The sequence below is a fragment of the Muricauda sp. SCSIO 64092 genome, from assembly GCF_023016285.1.
Classification (GTDB): domain Bacteria; phylum Bacteroidota; class Bacteroidia; order Flavobacteriales; family Flavobacteriaceae; genus Croceivirga.
On the sequence record NZ_CP095413.1, the window covers coordinates 3,365,001 to 3,380,766 of the forward strand.

A 15,766-nucleotide genomic window follows, 5' to 3' on the forward strand; every position below is an offset into this window, starting at 1 on the left:
CAGCTTTACCATTGATATAGGCCTCACCGGAGGTTGCCCCATATAAGGTCACATTTCCCGTTATAATATTTTCCTCTGGAACTAAAGTGGCTTTCTCCGGAACTTTTATGATTAATTTGGCTCCGGAAAGTCCCTTGCCCAAATAGTCGTTCGTGTTTCCATTGACGATCATGGTCAAACCTTTGGTCGCAAAGGCTCCAAAGCTTTGCCCTGCTGAACCCGTAAAGTTCAATCTCAATGTATTTTGGGGCAGCCCATCCGCACCATAGATTTTTGAAATTTCGTTACTAATAATGGCCCCAACAGCTCTATCCGTGTTCTTTATTGGAAAATCCAATGTGGTCCGCTCCTTTCTAAATAAAGCGGGATGTGCCTTGGCAATGATCCCAAATTCAATGGATTGCTCTATATCGTGAATTTGGCTTTCTGTATTGTGCAATTTGGTACCCTCCCCAACTTCAATTTGGTACAGTATTGGTGATAGGTCAATACCTGCGGCCTTATAATGCTCAATGGCTTTTTTTCTATCCAATTTCTGGACCTGGCCCACCATTTCATTTACCGTTCTAAACCCAAGCTGTGCCATTATTTCCCGTAGCTCCTGGGCTACGAAATACATATAATTCACAACATGTTCGGGCTTGCCTTTAAACTTTTTGCGGAGTTCTGGATTTTGGGTGGCAATACCCACGGGACAGGTGTTCAAATGGCATACGCGCATCATGATGCAACCGGAAGCTACAAGGGGCGCGGTTGCGAAACCAAACTCTTCAGCTCCTAAAAGGCATGCAACGGCAACATCCCGCCCTGTTTTCAATTGACCATCGCATTCCAATACCACACGGTTTCGTAAATCGTTCAGCACTAAGGTCTGTTGGGCTTCCGCAATACCCAATTCCCACGGCAGTCCTGCATGTTTTAAAGAGGTTAATGGGGAAGCACCCGTACCTCCATCGTAGCCAGAAATAAGAATGACATCGGCTTTGGCTTTTGAAACTCCAGCCGCAATGGTACCTACCCCTACTTCGGAAACCAGTTTTACATTGATTCTGGCCTCCCTATTGGCCGATTTTAAATCGTAAATCAGTTGCGATAAATCCTCTATGGAGTAAATATCGTGGTGAGGGGGAGGAGAGATCAATCCCACATAGGGAGTGGAGTTTCGGGTTTTGGCAATAGCTGGATTTACTTTTGGTCCCGGAAGTTGGCCACCTTCCCCAGGTTTGGCCCCTTGGGCCATCTTGATCTGTATTTCCTGTGCGTTGGTCAGATAGTTGGAAGTAACCCCAAACCTACCAGACGCCACCTGTTTTATGGCACTATTTTTCCAATCACCGGTCTGGTTCTTATAAAAGCGGGCCGAATCTTCACCACCTTCCCCAGAATTGCTTTTTCCCCCGATTCGGTTCATGGCAATAGCAAGGTTTTCATGGGCCTCTTTACTAATGCTTCCATACGACATGGCACCTGTTTTGAATCGTTTTACGATTTCGGTCCATGGTTCCACTTCCTCAATGGGAATGGGGTCGTAATTGGAGAATTCAAAAAGCCCCCTAATGGTCAGTAATGATTTTGATTGTTCATTGACCAGTTTGGAATACTCCTTGTAGGTCTTTGGTTCATTGCTTCGTACCGCTTTTTGAAGTTTGGCAATGGTCAATGGATTGAACATATGTTTTTCCCCATCCCGTCTCCAACGATATTCACCACCGATTTCCAATTCAAGGTTAGCGGCAACTTCTTCTTCGTTAAAGGCTTTATGGTGCCTCTTTGTGATTTCCTTTTCAATCTCGTACAATCCAATACCCTGAATTCGCGTGGGGGTATTTGGAAAATACTTTTCCACCACTTTGGTGTTGATTCCGATACATTCGAATAATTGGGAACCCCGATAAGAATTTAAGGTGCTGATTCCAATTTTGTTCATCACCTTCAAAATTCCTTTTCCCACGGCTTTGTTATAGTTGTCTATGGCCTCCTGGAACGTAAATTCAGTGATGTCATTTTCTTTGATCTGTTGGCCAATGATTTCATTGACCAAATACGGATTAATGGCACTTGCGCCAAAACCGAACAATAGCGCGAAGTGATGTACTTCCCTTGGTTCCGCAGATTCAACAATAATGCTTAATCGAGAGCGTTTGCCCAATTTTCGTAGCCCACTATTGACCATGGAACAAGAGAGTAAGGCCGGTATTGGAGCCATTTCCTTACTGACCATCCTATCGGATAGTATGATAATATTGGTGCCTTGATCAACAGCATCGGAAGCTTGTTTTAAGATGTCCTCCAATGCTTCTTCCAGACCATTATGGCCTTTTGAGATTTCATATAGCGTAGAAATGGAAACCACTTTGTAATCCGGACTGCGGTCGTGGTTTTTGATCTTGTCCAAATCCTCCTTGGAAATAACAGGATTTTGAATTTTCAGTTTACGACAATGGAGCTCATTGATTTCAAAGATGTTTTGATCACTTCCCAAGGTAAGGCTAATGTCGCATATGAGTTCTTCACGGATACCGTCCAAAGGTGGATTGGTCACCTGCGCAAATAGCTGTTTGAAATAGTTGTAAATAAGTTGTGGCCTTTCTGACAATACGGCGATTGGCGTATCCGATCCCATAGATCCAATGGGTTCTTTTCCGGCTTTCGCCATGGGCATGATAATGGTGTTGATGTCCTCTTGGGTGTAACCAAAGGTATTGGTCCTTGTTTTCAATGGGAATTCACCCAGGAAAATAGGGCAATCGTTGTACGGGATGTCCTTTAAGTAGATTAGGTTTTTTTTGAGCCATTTTTCATAAGGGTGTCTTTTGGCAATTTTTTCCTTGATTTCTTCATCATTCACGATCCTACCTTCTTCCATATTGACCAGAAACATTTTACCGGGCTCCAATCTTCCATGGTATTCAATATTTTCGGGTTCCAAATCCACAACCCCAGTTTCGGAGGACATCACCACATAACCGTTTTTGGTAACGGAATAACGTGAGGGACGAAGACCGTTCCTGTCCAATACGGCCCCTATATAGCTGCCGTCCGTAAAGGGAATGGAAGCGGGTCCGTCCCAAGGTTCCATAACACAGGAGTTGTATTCATAAAAGGCCCTTTTGGTCTTGGACATCTCCTCATTCTTTTCCCAAGCCTCTGGGACCAGCATCATCATTACTTCCGGAAGTGAACGGCCGGTCATTAACAAGAGCTCAACCACCATATCCAAACTGGCGGAATCGGATTTTGCGGGAAGCACAATGGGCAGAATATTTTTGATTTCATCACCAAACCATTCACTTTTTAGCAATTCTTCCCGGGAATGCATACGTGCTATGTTGCCACGAAGGGTGTTTATTTCACCATTATGGCACATATACCTGAAGGGTTGGGCCAAATCCCAGGTAGGGAAGGTGTTCGTTGAAAAACGTTGATGGACAAGGGCCAGTCGGGTTACCACCCTGGGGTCAAGTAAATCCTCATAGTACCTGCTTATGTCCTGCGGCATCAACAACCCCTTGAAAATGATGATTTTTTGGGAAAGGCTGGGGACATAAAAGAAATGATGCTGTGAGAGTTTGGACGCATTTATTTCATGTTCGGTAACTTTTCTGGCAATAAAAAGTTTTAGGTCAAACTGAAACTTATCCATGGCCTCACCTTTGGCCACAAAAATCTGTTTTACAAAAGGCTCGGTTTCTGTCGCAATCCTACCTGGAACGGATTTATTAACGGGCACGTTACGCCATCCAAGAAGTTCCAATCCCTGTTTCCTGATGTTCTTTTCAAATGTCTTTTCGCAGAATTCCCTCTGATTTTCCTTTTTTGGTAGGAATACATTGCCGGTGGCATAGTCCCCCGCATTGGGAAGTTCAAAAGAACAGGTGCTTTTGAAAAAATCATGGGGGATATCAATAAGAATCCCTGCACCATCCCCCGTTTTACCATCGGCACTTACCGCTCCCCTATGTTCCAGTTTATCCAAAATCTCCAGCGCCTTGTGGATGATATCATTGGATTTCTTTCCCTGTAGGCTACAGATAAAACCAGCACCACAATTATCATGCTCAAATTCCGGTAAGTAAAGTCCTTGTCTCTCCAATCCCATATTACGACATTTTCTCAAAAATATCATAATGATCACATTATTTTCAAGGCTTATAGTTAAAGAAAGAAATAATTACAGTCTTTATAAAAAATCATTACAAAATTATCAGTGTTAAAAAAATGAAAACACTTTTTTGATAATCCTTAAAATATTGGGCTGAAAAAGACAGGTATGTATAATGCTTTGGGGTATTGTCCATTAATCTTCAATTTAAGAACAATGGACCCCTATAAAAATGGGGGTGTTTGTAAAAAGAAAAGAAATTCTTTTGGGATTTATGGAACTAAGGCCCCCTTTTAGTCCTTGAGAATACTTCTGGAAATCACGATTTTTTGAATTTCGGAAGTACCCTCATAGATTTGGGTGATTTTGGCGTCCCGCATCAATCGTTCTACATGGTAGTCTTTTACAAAGCCATTGCCGCCATGGATTTGAACGGCCTCCACGGTCACTTCCATGGCAGTTTCCGCTGCATATAACTTGGCCATGGCACCGGAAAGGTCATAGTTATCCCCGTTATCTTTATCACAGGCTGCTTGGTATACCAAATTTCTGGCTGCTTGTATCTTGGTATGCATATCGGCCAGTTTAAAGGCAATGGCCTGGTGGTTTGCTATTTCCGTCCCAAAAGCCTTGCGTTCCTTGGAATATTTTAAGGCCAGTTCATAAGCTCCAGCAGCAATGCCCAAGGCTTGGGCAGCGATTCCAATACGTCCCCCCGCCAGGGTTTTCATGGCAAACTTAAATCCAAAACCGTCTTCGCCTATCCTATTTTCCTTGGGGACTTTTACATCATTGAAAATAAGGGAATGGGTATCACTTCCGCGGATTCCCAGTTTGTTTTCCTTGGGACCAATTTCAAATCCTTCCATGTCCTTCTCCACAATCAATGCATTGATCCCCCTATGGCCTTTTTCCACATCCGTCTGTGCAATGACCAAATAGACCGCTGCGGAATTCCCGTTGGTTATCCAGTTTTTGGTTCCATTCAAGACATAGTGATCCCCCATGTCTTTGGCCGTTGTCTTTTGTGATGTGGCGTCACTGCCCGCTTCCGGCTCGGAAAGACAAAATGCACCGATAATTTCACCAGTGGCCAATCGGGTTAGATACTTTGCCTTCTGTTCCTCGGTTCCGTAGGTTTCCAATCCCCAACATACCAAAGAATTGTTTACCGAAACGATGACGGAGGAGGAAGCGTCAATTTTGGAAAGTTCTTCCATGACCAATACATAGGAAAGGGTATCCAATCCACTTCCACCATATTTCTCGTTCACCATCATGCCCATAAAACCTAATTCACCCATTTTTGAAACCTGTTCCTTTGGGAATTCCTGGGCATCATCTCTTTCGATAACACCAGGTAACAATTCGTTTTGGGCAAAATCTCTTGCAGCTTGTTGAATCATTAACTGCTCTTCTGAAAGGGAAAAATTCATGTGTATTGAGAAATAGTTAAAAAAACACTGCAAAGATAAGCTTTGAATAGGGATTTTTCAATAGAATTGGGTTGATGCAAACAAATAATCAATCTAAAAAAAGTTAATGGCATTTGGGAGATTCTAAGGGCAATCCTTATATTTAACTGGATTGATTGTAGGCTCAAAAACTACGGACAAATCAGATTTAATAACTGCACCTAAACCAAACTTCAAATAATGGAAACTATCATTATTATTGTTTTTCTGGCCGGTTATCTGGCGATTACCTTAGAACATAACCTGAAAATTGATAAGCTTATTCCGGCTTTGGCCATGATGGCCATCCTTTGGGCCTTGGTGGCTTTGGGAATAGATGGGTTTGGTTCCTGGTTCGATTCTACCAAACATGCCCTTGTGGATGGGTTTGCAGATTTGATCCATGAGGATAAAATGCACCTTGTTGAGGAAACGTTGCTACATCACTTGGGTAAAACTGCCGAAATATTGGTGTTTCTATTAGGTGCCATGACCATTGTGGAAATCATAGATTACTTTAATGGGTTTGCCACTATAAAAGGTTTTATCAAAACAAAGAGCAAACGAAAACTATTATGGCTATTTTCCATTTTGGCGTTTGTACTATCTGCAATCATAGACAATTTAACCGCCACTATAGTTTTGGTAACCATTCTACAAAAGGTGATCAAGGATAGACAGACCAAGTTGTGGTTTGCCGGTCTGATCGTTATTAACGCAAATGCGGGAGGGGCATGGTCACCTATAGGGGATGTTACCACTACAATGTTGTGGATTGCCAATAAAGTAAGTGCCTATGAACTGGTTCTCCATGTATTGTTGCCCTCCATAATCTGTACCATTGTGCCTACCTTCATTGCCAGTAGGTTTAAGGTGTTTACCGGCGAAGTGGAAGATACCCAGGTGGAAGAACAGGAATCTACATCCAGATATGGCGCTACTATGTTGTATTTGGGACTGGGGTCCATTGTTTTTGTTCCTTTTTTCAAAACGGTGACGCATTTACCACCGTATGTGGGTATGATGCTATCCCTGGCTGTGGTGGCCACTTTTGCCGAAATCTATAGTAATGCCAAATTTGCCATTAGTTCTGCCGTTGATGAAGAGCATCATGAATCATCACACCATAGTCCTGTCCATTCTGCACTTACAAAAATTGAATTGCCCAGTATATTGTTCTTTTTGGGAATTTTATTGGCTGTGGCCGCGTTGGAATCCCTGGGAATCCTTTTTAATTATGCCGAAGTTTTAAAAACAGCCATTCCCAATACGGATATTGTAGTGCTCTTGTTGGGCATTGGCTCTGCAATTATAGACAATGTGCCCTTGGTAGCAGCCAGTATGGGGATGTTTTCGGAGCCTACGGACAGTCCGCTTTGGCATTTTATTGCCTACTCGGCAGGTACGGGTGGAAGTATGTTGATCATTGGTTCCGCAGCTGGGGTGGTGGCCATGGGTATGGAAAAGATTGACTTTTTCTGGTACTTAAAAAAGATTGCCTGGTTGGCCTTTGTAGGGTTTATTTCCGGAGGATTGACTTTTATCTTACTGCGTGATTTTGTACTGAACGTATAATTTTTATTCAAATTCCCCGTTATATTGCAATAAAATTGGGGACACCTATGACTATACTTCAGGAACAAGTAGCCTCTGAGGAATTGGCGACAGAGCTATCAGAGGAAAAAACGCTTTCCGTTATTGACTTGATTATCAATGGAGGTGCGGCCAGCACCATTATTGTTACCGTACTCTTTGTGCTGTTATTTGTGGCATTATACATTTATTTTGAACGCACTTTTGCCATTACTGCGGCATCCAAAATCGATAAAAACTTCATGAACCAAATTCGTGACCATGTCATGAACGGAAAAATTGAAGCCGCCAGGTTACTTTGTGCGCAAACGGATTCCCCCGTAGCACGATTGACGGAAAAAGGGGTGGCCCGAATTGGAAAACCCTTGGACGACATCAATACCGCAATCGAAAATGCGGGCACCCTTGAAGTCTATAAATTGGAAAAAAATGTCAATATCCTGGCTACGGTAGCAGGTTCGGCACCCATGATCGGCTTCCTTGGAACCGTTATTGGAATGATTCTTGCTTTCCATGAAATGGCCAGTAGTGGTGGACAAGCGGAAATGGGATCCCTGGCTTCTGGGATATACACGGCAATGACAACCACGGTGGCAGGTCTTATTGTAGGCATCATCGCCTATATTGGGTATAACCATTTGGTGAACAGAACGGACAAGGTGGTCCATAAAATGGAAGCCAATGCTGTGGAATTTTTGGATTTGTTGAATGAACCCGCGTAGCAAAAATGAAATTAAAAGGTAGAAATAAAGTAAGCCCAGAGTTTAGCATGTCCTCCATGACGGACATTGTCTTTCTATTGTTGGTCTTTTTTATGCTTACCTCCAATGCCCCGAACGCATTGGATCTACTATTGCCAAAGGCAAAAGGAAAATCGACGAACACACAAAATGTTTCGGTGACCATAGACAAAAACCTAAGGTATTTTGTGAACAACGAGCAGATTAACGGAGAATACATTGAAATTGAATTAAAAAAAGCACTTGAAGGTCAAGAAAAGCCTACCATTATCCTTAGGGCGGAAGAAAGTGTTGCCATACGGGAGGCAGTTAACGTCATGGATATTGCCAACAGGAACAACTACAAGGTAATTTTGGCCGTGCGACCAAAGTAGATGTCATTTTTAGACACGAGACACAAAAAGAAATCGTTTACCCTGACCACTGTACTGTTAAGTTTATTGGTTCTGGTACTTTTCTATATTGGGTTAACCTATCTGGACCCTCCTGAAGAAAAAGGGATTGCCATCAATTTTGGGACAATGGATTTTGGTTCCGGGAATCGGCAACCCCTACAAAAGATAAAATCGGAACCCAGGGATATTCCAAAACCACCCAATGAACCCCAAAAAGAAGTGATTGAGGAAAAGGAGGCCGTTGCCGAAAAAAGCGAACCAAAGGAAGAAGTAAAAAAGGAAGAACCCACGGAAAAGGTAATTACACAGGACAGTGAGGAAACCATAAGGCTCAAACAAGAACGCGAAGCCAAACGCAAGGCGGAGGAAGCGGCTAAAAAAGCCAAGGCGGAAGCCGAAAGAAAAGAACGCGAAAGGGCGGAAGCTGAAGCTAGAAAAAGGGAGGAGGAAGACGCGAAGAAAAGGAAATTGGATGCCCTAATGGGAGGGATTGGCAAATCTGAAGGTACTGAGACCGGTAGTGAAGGCGATGATGACAGGGCCGGGGATAAAGGTAGACCGGAGGGTAATCCCTATGCGACCTCATATTATGGGGCTCCCGGGGCCGGCACTGGGGGTTATGGGCTCAATGGCAGGTCCCTGGTTAGCAAGGGCAAAGTACAGCAGGAATGCAACGAGGATGGTAGGGTTGTTGTCCGTATTGTGGTGGATAGGAACGGAAAAGTCATAAAGGCCACACCAGGCGTAAAAGGAACTACAAATAATGCGCCTTGTCTTTTGGAACCCGCAAAAAAAACAGCATTTCTCCATCAATGGAATTTGGATTCCAATGCCCCCTCACAACAAGTAGGTTTTGTAGTGGTCAACTTTAAACTGGGGCAATAGTGACCTATCAGGAAACCTTGGATTGGCTTTTTGCCCAATTGCCGATATATCAGATAAAAGGAGTAGGTGCATTTAAAGGGAAGCTGGACAATATCCTGGCTTTTTCCGAGCATTTGGACCATCCCGAAAAAAAAATCAAGACCATTCATGTGGCGGGCACCAATGGAAAAGGTTCTTCCTGTCATATGTTGGCTTCCATTCTTCAGGAGGCGGGTCATAAAACTGGGCTTTATACCTCACCCCATTTAAAGGATTTTAGGGAACGGATAAAGATCAATGGGGAGATGGTCGGAAAGGATTTTGTAAAGGGATTCATAGGGGAACACCAATCTTTTTTGGAATATCATCAGCTTTCCTTTTTTGAAATGACCGTGGGAATGGCTTTTCAGTATTTCGCAAAAGAACAAGTGGACATCGCTGTTATTGAAGTAGGACTGGGCGGACGACTGGACTCAACGAATATTATTAGGCCAGAGGTAAGTCTGATTACCAATATTGGATATGACCATATGTCCATTTTAGGGAATACCCTGGAAAAGATTGCCATGGAAAAGGCGGGAATCATCAAAAGAAACATTCCGGCAGTGATAAGTGAGCGACAGCCCGAAACGGAAATGATCTTTACATTGATTGCAAATCAGAGAAAAGCGGAAATCATCTTTGCAGATGATTTGGATATTCCATCATACCGAACGGATTTGCTGGGGGACTATCAAGACAAAAACAGTAGAGGGGTGGTCGCTTGTTTAAGGACAATAAGGGATTTCAATATCACCAAAGAACATATAGAAAAGGGTTTGCAAAGTGTTGTTCGGAATACAGGTTTATTGGGAAGATGGCAGGTACTGGAAAAAAAGCCAATGGTAGTTTGTGATACGGCACATAACAAAGAGGGTTTGGAACTGGTTTTTGAGCAAGTGTCACGGCAAGAATTTAAGGAGCTTCATATGGTCGTTGGTTTTGTTAATGATAAGAATGTCAAAGACCTATTGCGATTGTTTCCCAAAGAAGCCCATTATTATTTTGTGAAACCCAATGTACCAAGGGGGATGGATGCAAAGGAGGTGCTGGATCTGGCCAATACCATTGGACTGAAAGGGAAAAAATATGCTACTGTTCAAAAAGGGTTGGACAAAGCAATGGCAAAAGCCGGAACTAATGACCTCATCTATATTGGTGGCAGTACTTTTGTTGTTGCTGAGGTGGTTTAAAATATTTCATTTTTCGTTAGGGAAACAGAAAATTCATGCTATATTTGCACTCCGTTTTGAGAATGGGGGCGCGTAGCTCAGTTGGTTCAGAGCACCTGGTTTACACCCAGGGGGTCAGGGGTTCGAATCCCTTCGCGCCCACAATGAAATCCTAAAGCATAGCTTTGGGATTTTTTTTGAAGTTATTCAGTGTGAAATACTCCGTTTACATTCTCTATTCCGCTACATTGGATGCCTATTATGTGGGTTGTTCGGGAGATGTTCCCAAGCGACTTGAAAAGCACCTGTACAATCATAAGGGATTTACAGGTAGGGCGAAAGATTGGGAACTGAAGTATACGGAAGAATTTGATTTAAGGGCGGACGCCCTAAAACGGGAATTGCAAATAAAGAAATGGAAAAGCAGGGCAATGCTAGAAAAGTTGATCAAAAGTGACTTGTACTAATGGTGGGGAGCATCCCGATTTTACATCGGGAGGGTCAGGGGTTCGAATCCCTTCGCGCCCACTTTTTTAGGATAAACAAAGCCTTGCAAATCCTTTTGATTTGCAAGGCTTTGGTGTTTTAGGGCTATTTTTTTTACTCTACTAATTTTATAACGGTTCGGCCTTTTAACTTTCCATCTAAGATTAAGGCTATTTTTTCTTCGATTCCTTCAAGTGTGACCTCACTATACGCTAGTGCTTCTTGATTTATTTTCCATTCTTCTGAGAGCATCTCCCAAACTTTTTTTCTGTATTTCATTGGATAATTTTGGGAATCAATACCAATGAGGGTAACGCCTCTCAAAATAAATGGGAAAACGGTCAATTCCAGTTTTGGTGATGCCACATTACCACAACAAGTAACAACACCCAAGACAGCCGTCGATTTAATGATGTTTTCGAGAATCACTCCACCAACGGTATCAATTGCACCGGCAAATAAAGGTTTTAATAGTGGCCTGTTCTTAAAGTCTTCAATTTCACTACGCAATAAAATTTCGGTGGCCCCAATGCTCTTCAGGTATTCGGTTTCCGATTCTTTTCCTGTAATACCAACTACCGAATATCCTAATTTGCCCAATATGGAAACTGCTATTGAACCGACCCCACCAGTAGCTCCGGAAACCGCTATTTTTCCATTTTCCGGCTTAATTAACTCCGTGAGTCTTAAAACAGACATTCCCGCGGTCAATCCAGCTGTGCCGATCAACATGGCTTCTTTCATGGTCATTTTTTCGGGTAATCTTACCGCCCAATCCGAAGGAACTTTGATATACTCACCAAACCCACCATCGGTATTCATGCCCAAATCATAACTGGTAACAATTACTTTTTCACCAACCGCAAAATTTTCACTTTGCGATTGTGCGATAATCCCAACTGCATCAATACCGGGAGTATGTGGGTATTCCCTTGTAACTCCCTTATTTCCAGTGGCAGACAATGCATCTTTATAGTTGAGCGAACTATAGTGCACCCTAATTAGAAGTTCTTCTTTTTCCAGGGGAGCTAATTCCAATTCTTGTATGGAGCAAATAAATTTTCCCTCCTTTTCTTCTACTCTAAAGGCTTTATACTTTTTGTTTAATTCGTTCATTGTATTCCATTTTCAAATAAAGCACAACACTCGGCGGATAGATGGTTGTCGGCTGGTGTTTGCCCCAATGGGAGAGGGGCTTGCCGGCTATCAAACTATCGCTCCTTGTAGGGGGTTGGCTTTTGTGTTTTTAAGAAATTTGATTTAACCTATCCCTTTCTATCATCGTAATCAATGATATCAATTTTTTTTGATCTTTTTTTGTTAATTGATTAAATAATTTATTGCCCTCCACCAGCATTTCAAGGCCAAGTTCAAGCCCCTTGATTTGGCTCAATGAATAGGATTTTTCTTTTTTTCTCATTACAGAAATCAAAAACTCAATAGTCTCTATAATTTTATGTATCAAGGCTTTATCATGTAGCGTTTGAAATAAGGACTGGGAAGTTTCGATGAAATCTTCTATTTCTTGGCGAGGTAATAAGTTGACAAGCCTATTGATTTTTGATAAATCATAAGGGGCTTCCATATTATTTTTTATCGCTTCCTCAACAAAAATATTTTCAAATTTTGCAGCTGCACGAAACGACTTCATCGCTTTTAGTCCGGTATTCAAAATTTTAGGCAGATGTCTCCCATAATTGAAGATGAGCTTGGAAGCATCCAATACTACTTGTATTAATTTTTGAGGTTGCTTTATGTATTCATCCAAACTTTGGAAAGCTTTGTCCAATTCCCTCCGCTTTTCAAAATCAGGGTAGATATGGTTCAAAAAATAATTTCTGAGAAGAATAACGGTCTCCTCATTTATTGTTTCAGGAATTTCATAGTGACGTTTGATATTTTGGTATTGATATCTTTGACGGATGGTAGCTCGATATCCATCAATGATATCTTGTAAAACTTTCTCCCTAGTCATCTATTCATAGTTCATTTCGGGTTGAATTTTAAACAGGGTTCCATTTGTATACCCTTATCCTTTGATGATCTCAAAGCTTTTCCTTGAGCGTCCTATAAATGAATTCCTGATGGATTCAGCTTTCTCAGCGCTTATCGAATTTTCATATTCCTCTAAGGAAATTCCGGTAGTTTTATTCAACATTTCTAGGTAAAAAATTATAATTTCATTTTTTCTGTCCTCACTGGCCAAGCCAACAAAACGCGACATCATAAATTCATCTTCCAGGACATAACCCTTACCTTCCAAGAAAGCTCTGGTTTTAGCACCTTCCTCGTTTGGATTTTCCTGGGCCAATTTTTTACTGTCATAGAACCAGGTATTGTGACGATATCTATTTCCGCCAATGGAGTCTGCGGTACTAAAATTATAGTTATATATGAAATCGTTTTCAGGTAAAAATCCTTCAAACTGAACTATAAAGAGCTTGTCTACCGAACGATTTTCATTCACTTGGGCAAAAATATATCGTTCACCCGCTGCTACCGCTTTCCCTTGCATGTCCTCAGGGTATTCATCTGAAGATGCCAGTATTTCAAAATCAAATTGACCCATAAAACGAAACTCATTCTCCACCTTAATTTCAATTTTGGGCAGTTCGTTGGAAGTTAAAACATTGGCCTCAACCAATCTTTTTAATCCCTTTTCAGGCAAAACACTTTGGACATCATCTTTAACTTCTTTCTTTTTGGTTTGGCAACTTAACAGAAAGACTGCAAGGGTTATTAAAATATAGCGCTTGTTCATTAGGTATTTTTTAGGTTCAAATGGCGTACAATGGCCTCGGTTACGATTACAGCCCACACCGCGTGTTACCTTCGGGTGGGTCGTTTTTGTTTCCGGATGGTCCTGATAACTATCGGGACGAGAGGAAGACACAAAACGGAAAATGTCCGCCCATGACTAAAGATAATTGATTGCGGGAATTAATTACACCCCGTGTTGGCAATTGTTTTTAATGCCTCTCTACAAGTACCAAGGTATTTGGTTTTTTGTAGAATTCTGCCTTTTGTATTAATCCTCCAGGATTTTCACTCTCCAACTTTTAATCAGCAGCCAAAACATAAAGATTAACTCTCCAAAATAGGTAATCATTACATAATCCATTGCAACGGATGGGAAAAAGAAGGTTCTCATGGTTTCCACTAAATATCCCAGCCCCGCTATAATCAAAACAACTCCAAAAAATTTAGGGATGTACATGGATTTATAAACCAAAATTCCGAGCAAAATGAGGTATAAACTAAAAAAGGTAAAAGCAAAGCTCCATTGGAGATTGAAGTTTTTAATGGCAAGTAAGACTTTGGCATAAAGCGCATGGTCAAATACACTTAAGTAATCCGAGTTTATGGTCAGGTTGAGTACACTTACTAGATTTAGAAGAGCGGCCAGGGTGATTAGCGCAAATGCAATGCGGAATAAAGCAACGAGTAGGGAAAAATCCTTATTCGTTGGTCTAAGAAAGATGTATAAGGACCATGCGACTACCAAATCGCAAATCAAGGTAATCAAGTGTAGAAATATGCCTACTGTGAATAATTTGCGATTTTCGTTTATAGTATGGAAAGTAATCTCGGCATTTTTATAATCTATGAGTTCAGGGAAAATAACAAATTCTGCTATGGGTACGGTAAGTACCATGATAAAAATTCCAATTCCCGAGATTAATCCTGCCTTTTGAATTTGACCATTCATAAGTATATTTTTTAATATACTCTATATTCTAATAGACGAAAAACCAGCTAACAAGGTTGCCCTTACGTAATTATAATTTGGCAATCCACAATGGGACATTTCTGCCGAACAAGTTGCAACGCAATTGTCCCTATTATTGAACACGCACTATTTATTTTGAGATAAGAATTCTCCGGGGCTCTCCTTGGGGGTAATATACAGATAATCCAATAACATAGGAAACCCCTGGGTTTGGAATCAGAAGTTAAGATAAGGCAAGTCTCGTTTCTTGGGGCATAGCGGTCTTGACTCTGATAGCTCGATGGCGCTGCAGGGGGTAGTTGATTGCGTATCTCAACACGCGCCATCAGGTAAACTCTTATCGGGAAAAACTCAAAGGCCATTATTTATTGATAGTTTAATGTAACAATCCAAAACATCAATCAAATGAAACGGCTTTTTAAGAAAATTATCGGATATCACGCAATCGATGACCAATCAAAAACTTTAGTGCATACCGGTCATCAAAAGTACAAAAAGTCCGGATTGACCCGGGAACAAGCGTTCAAAATCAAAAACAGGATTGAAGATGCCCTGGTGAAGGACAAATTGTACAGAAACAATGAACTGGGGTTGGGAGAACTTTCTGAATATATCCAACAAGATCGCTATAAGGTATCCGAAGTTATAAATACCTATTACTGCAAGAACTTTTATGCGCTTCTGAACAGTTGTAGGATTAAGGAAGCGAAATTCCTTTTAATGACCAACCCCATGCTTAGTGTAAAAGCGATAATGTATGAAGTAGGATTCAACAGCAAGAACAGCTTTTACCTTGCTTTTAAAAAAGATACGGGTTTAAGCCCAAACGAATTTAGACATACATCGTTGTATAGCTATTCCTCTCAGCAGATGGTGCCTTCTTAAATTCGTAAATCCTTATTTTTTCAGCAACTAAATTTTATTTATCAATACTTATGGATTATGGTCCTTCTGCCCTTAATGGTGAAGGACCTTTTTGGTACACTCTTGTATGACCTATACATTTCTTAATATTTTCTAAATCGATGCATTCAATTTAAAATGTATTTATGTTAAAAAGCGTACTTGCCCATGGGCAAGTACGCTTTTTGAAGTTCTTGCCGTTGTAAAAGTACTCGCTCCTTTCTGCTTATAGATTGCTTTGTTGTGCAATTGTAAAGGTAGGGTGGTGAGAGACCTTACTTCTAAAAA

At 41.4% G+C, this 15,766-nt stretch carries 13 protein-coding genes and 1 tRNA gene (1 of these 14 running past the window's edge); 8 read left to right on the plus strand and 6 right to left on the minus strand.

What is annotated here, in order from left to right; genetic code table 11:
• Both gltB and L0P88_RS14255 read right to left on the minus strand, forming a co-directional pair.
• Window positions 1-4,099: the 5' portion of a glutamate synthase large subunit gene (gene gltB, locus L0P88_RS14250; RefSeq protein ID WP_247130583.1), read on the minus strand. It extends 407 nt beyond the left edge of the window; 4,099 of the gene's 4,506 nt are visible here — the first part of the coding sequence; the start codon lies at window positions 4,097-4,099; the stop codon falls past the left edge of the window.
• Window positions 4,100-4,395: 296 nt separating this feature from the next.
• On the minus strand, window positions 4,396-5,538 hold the full coding sequence (locus L0P88_RS14255) for an acyl-CoA dehydrogenase (protein ID WP_247130584.1): 1,143 nt from the start codon (window positions 5,536-5,538) through the stop codon (window positions 4,396-4,398).
• 219 nt (window positions 5,539-5,757) lie between these two features.
• Between L0P88_RS14255 and nhaD the strand changes: the two genes are divergently transcribed.
• The 7 genes from nhaD to L0P88_RS14290 all read left to right on the plus strand — a co-directional run bounded on the left by nhaD (window position 5,758) and on the right by L0P88_RS14290 (window position 10,826).
• Window positions 5,758-7,131 (plus strand): sodium:proton antiporter NhaD, encoded by a 1,374-nt coding sequence (gene nhaD / locus L0P88_RS14260; RefSeq protein WP_247130585.1) that lies wholly within the window; start codon window positions 5,758-5,760, stop codon window positions 7,129-7,131.
• Between the two features lie 47 nt (window positions 7,132-7,178).
• On the plus strand, window positions 7,179-7,871 hold the full coding sequence (locus L0P88_RS14265; RefSeq protein WP_158780330.1) for a MotA/TolQ/ExbB proton channel family protein: 693 nt from the start codon (window positions 7,179-7,181) through the stop codon (window positions 7,869-7,871).
• 5 nt (window positions 7,872-7,876) lie between these two features.
• A complete protein-coding gene (locus tag L0P88_RS14270; RefSeq protein ID WP_158780329.1) occupies window positions 7,877-8,263 on the plus strand; it encodes an ExbD/TolR family protein in 387 nt (128 codons plus the stop codon).
• A complete protein-coding gene (locus L0P88_RS14275; protein ID WP_247130586.1) occupies window positions 8,264-9,169 on the plus strand; it encodes an energy transducer TonB in 906 nt (301 codons plus the stop codon).
• Window positions 9,169-10,380, plus strand: a complete 1,212-nt coding sequence (locus L0P88_RS14280) for a bifunctional folylpolyglutamate synthase/dihydrofolate synthase (RefSeq protein WP_247130587.1) — start codon at window positions 9,169-9,171, stop codon at window positions 10,378-10,380. Before L0P88_RS14275 ends, L0P88_RS14280 begins: the two co-directional genes overlap by 1 nt.
• A gap of 66 nt (window positions 10,381-10,446) precedes the next feature.
• Window positions 10,447-10,521 (plus strand) — tRNA-Val (locus L0P88_RS14285).
• A gap of 50 nt (window positions 10,522-10,571) precedes the next feature.
• Complete coding sequence (locus L0P88_RS14290; RefSeq protein WP_247130588.1) at window positions 10,572-10,826, plus strand: GIY-YIG nuclease family protein; 255 nt, start codon at window positions 10,572-10,574, stop codon at window positions 10,824-10,826.
• 133 nt (window positions 10,827-10,959) lie between these two features.
• Here L0P88_RS14290 and L0P88_RS14295 read toward each other — a convergent pair whose 3' ends face one another.
• The 4 genes from L0P88_RS14295 to L0P88_RS14310 form a co-directional block, all read right to left on the minus strand.
• The gene (locus tag L0P88_RS14295; RefSeq protein WP_247130589.1) at window positions 10,960-11,961 is read right to left on the minus strand and encodes a YhdH/YhfP family quinone oxidoreductase; all 1,002 of its coding nucleotides are present in this window, start codon (window positions 11,959-11,961) and stop codon (window positions 10,960-10,962) included.
• Between the two features lie 130 nt (window positions 11,962-12,091).
• Window positions 12,092-12,820, minus strand: coding sequence for a hypothetical protein (locus tag L0P88_RS14300; protein ID WP_247130590.1), 729 nt, complete (start codon window positions 12,818-12,820; stop codon window positions 12,092-12,094).
• A 54-nt stretch (window positions 12,821-12,874) separates the two neighbouring features.
• Window positions 12,875-13,606 (minus strand): hypothetical protein, encoded by a 732-nt coding sequence (locus L0P88_RS14305; RefSeq protein ID WP_247130591.1) that lies wholly within the window; start codon window positions 13,604-13,606, stop codon window positions 12,875-12,877.
• A 267-nt stretch (window positions 13,607-13,873) separates the two neighbouring features.
• Window positions 13,874-14,554, minus strand: a complete 681-nt coding sequence (locus tag L0P88_RS14310; RefSeq protein ID WP_247130592.1) for a DUF4386 domain-containing protein — start codon at window positions 14,552-14,554, stop codon at window positions 13,874-13,876.
• 426 nt (window positions 14,555-14,980) lie between these two features.
• Between L0P88_RS14310 and L0P88_RS14315 the strand changes: the two genes are divergently transcribed.
• Entirely contained in the window at window positions 14,981-15,460 is a 480-nt protein-coding gene (locus tag L0P88_RS14315) for a helix-turn-helix domain-containing protein (protein WP_247130593.1), read from the plus strand.
• Window positions 15,461-15,766: the final 306 nt, after the last annotated feature.